Annotated in this window: 2 protein-coding genes; both read left to right on the top strand. The window is 44.9% G+C overall.

Annotated elements, in window-relative coordinates:
- Nucleotides 1–1,245: hypothetical protein (locus KDK14_RS05125; RefSeq protein WP_257263941.1), on the top strand; the 1,245-nt coding region annotated here is incomplete at its 5' end.
- A 38-nt stretch (nucleotides 1,246–1,283) separates the two neighbouring features.
- Nucleotides 1,284–2,655, top strand: a 1,372-nt coding sequence (locus tag KDK14_RS05120) for a hypothetical protein (RefSeq protein ID WP_257263940.1), incomplete at its 3' end; no start/stop codon positions are given.

Below are 2,655 nucleotides of genomic sequence, written 5' to 3'. Positions count from 1 at the left end.
AATATAAAAAATATCCCCTATCTGATCAGTGGGCTGACCCGTCTGGTTCAGAGTACTCAGAAAATACAACAAATACTGGGTGCGCCCTTAATCAAGGGCGGAAAGCTCTTGCGTCTGGCCCCGCTGCAATTGCTGGCATTTGTGCCGGATATTATCTCAGAAGCTAACGTTCTGGAACTTAACAACAATTTGCAAAATTCCAGCACTGGCAGGCGGCAGCTGAAAGATGGCAAGGTTTTTCATCAGTGGCTGGTGACTCTTGAGCAGGCATTGAACAGCGACATTATGAACAAGGCCATGGTATTGCCAATGCTGAAAAAGCTTACCCAAAGTCTGACTTATGAAAAACTGGGTTTGCTGCACGCAATCTTCAAAATAAGAGCCAACAAAAATGACAGTTTTAACGATTTTCTAAACAATATGAGCTTCAGCTGTCTGAAGGAAGGATTCCCATTGTTGATCGCTGAACAAGGGGCTGCCGCTTTAGAGAGAGAAAACAGGGAGGACTCGCAATGGCTATTGAAACAACGACATTACCATATTCTGCCTGTGTACCTGTTATCAATGACAAAATATGGCAAGGAACTGGGAAATACCGAAATTACAGACCTTATCCATGAGTTTATCCAGACCAGTGCTAACAATACGTTTATTGAGACCAGGCAGTCACCGCTGAATAATCCACACTTGCAGGCCGTTTACCGGGAATACCACCAATTCAAAGCCGGTTGGGGGGCGAACTTCAGTGGCTTCAGCGAGGCAACCAGAAACAGGCTGTTGTCTTTGGGGGAAACCCTGGCGCTGACAGAAGACCCCTGGGATCTTTTTATCAGCGGGCTTGAAGTAAAGACCTGTCAATCACCAGAAGCCAAACCGATGGATAGCATCGGGCTGATGAGCTATGTGATGGACGGGCGCAATGCCATGATTGTCAAAAAGAACCAAAAAGGAACTATCCTCAGCAGGAGTATCATTCGCATGGTGCTGGATGAGGATGATCACCCTGCGTTATATCTTGAGAAGAGCTACCCCGATAAGAGTAATTTATTGTTCATTCATGCCGCACGGGAAATTGCGGCCGCGATGAAACTGCCTCTTTACCACCGCGCGGATGTTGCAAAAGGGAAAAAAGTGAAACTTCTGGAAGGAAGAGCGCCTTTCGACTATTTCGACTCGTTCATGGAATTAAAGGCGAGACAGGAGGTTACGTTTACCCACGTACAACGTGATGTAAAGTCACCATAAAGGATACTTTAAACACCTATTCGTGCCGGGAAGGTAAAATGGATCTTCATCTGTTAAATGGCCTGACACCCGAGCAGCTGCGTGCATTGATCACGGAGTCACCCGTTGGCTTTTCAGCAGAAGATGGTTCCATTCAATACCTTGGCAGGCAGATACAATTGCTCGATGGCATGATCACACTATCAGGGCAAACCTTCAATACCACTGCCAGTAAACAGCTGTTTGAACGAATGGTTAGTCTTCAACCTGATTTTCAGCAACAACTGCCCGGTTCAACATCTGAAGCTATCGAGATGACCGCCAGGAATCTGGTGGATAAATTTCAATATGAGGCAATAGAAAAGTCACCAACCAAAGAGGTGCTCTGTGCTGTTTTTATTGAGTTCATGAAATTTAATATTATTAATCCGATAAATACGGCCATAAAGTTATCCGAAACACATTCTTTAACCGGGGCTGAAAAACTGCGGATTCTGCTGGCTGCTGAAGACCAGCGTGAAAGTCCGCTGCCAATGGAATGTTGGAGCATTGCGGGAATTCCTTTATCGATCCGATTAGAGGAGGCAAAGAACCGGTTTCAACGTTTTCCTGCTACGCCTTCTCTGGCACAGGAGGCAAATGAAATTAACGAATATTTGACAGCATTAAATCCTGATACACAAATCAAGGAGGGACTTCTGGAGATCAGGCAAACCCTTGTATCGGAAAACAACGAACTTTCCAGGCAACTGTTGGGTGAAGTTGACAATATTGAAAAAATATTTATTGCCAGAGTTATAAAGCGTGGCTATTTTACAGTACGTGATGATATAGATTTCAAAATCCATTCAAGAAGGTTGCTCCACTTGTATGCAGCCTGTTCCGGGTTTTCACCGGACGCTGATATTGCTGAGTTAGCGTCGTACATTAGAGCTGTTCTGTATACCAGCGATTATAACATTTGGCATATTACCCAAGAGCTGGTCTATTTGTCGAAACAACCGGGTTCAATGAATTATTGCCGTTATATTAACGCCGTGGCAAATACATTGAAAGCACCTGCATATTTTGTCTCGCAGTTTGAAGAGTGCAAACAACTCAGTGATATCAACGGGTTTGCCTTACTTGAAAGCAAGCCGCTGGCCACTTATCTAATGGAACTCCGGGCAAACATTGGTAACATGACCCCGGAATATTCACAGGTATTACTCCCTGCAGTTAATCACCTGGAGAGCAAAGTTGCTGGTGTATCACTCCCTGAAGGCAAGCCCGAGATCAAGGCAAAAGTACATCGACTGTTGCTGGTCATTGCGGCTTGCAAGTCATCCGAACAAATAATGGATACGTCAGTGTTGGCTCATTTTGTCAGTGTCATCATGGAACATGGCAATATAAAAAATATCCCCTATCTGATCAGTGGGCTGACCCGTC

Origin of the sequence: Endozoicomonas sp. ONNA2 (genome assembly GCF_024606365.1) — a bacterium.
Lineage (GTDB): Bacteria > Pseudomonadota > Gammaproteobacteria > Pseudomonadales > Endozoicomonadaceae > Endozoicomonas.
The sequence above is the reverse complement of the archived record's forward strand: the minus strand, read 5'-3'. Positions and strand labels throughout refer to the sequence as shown.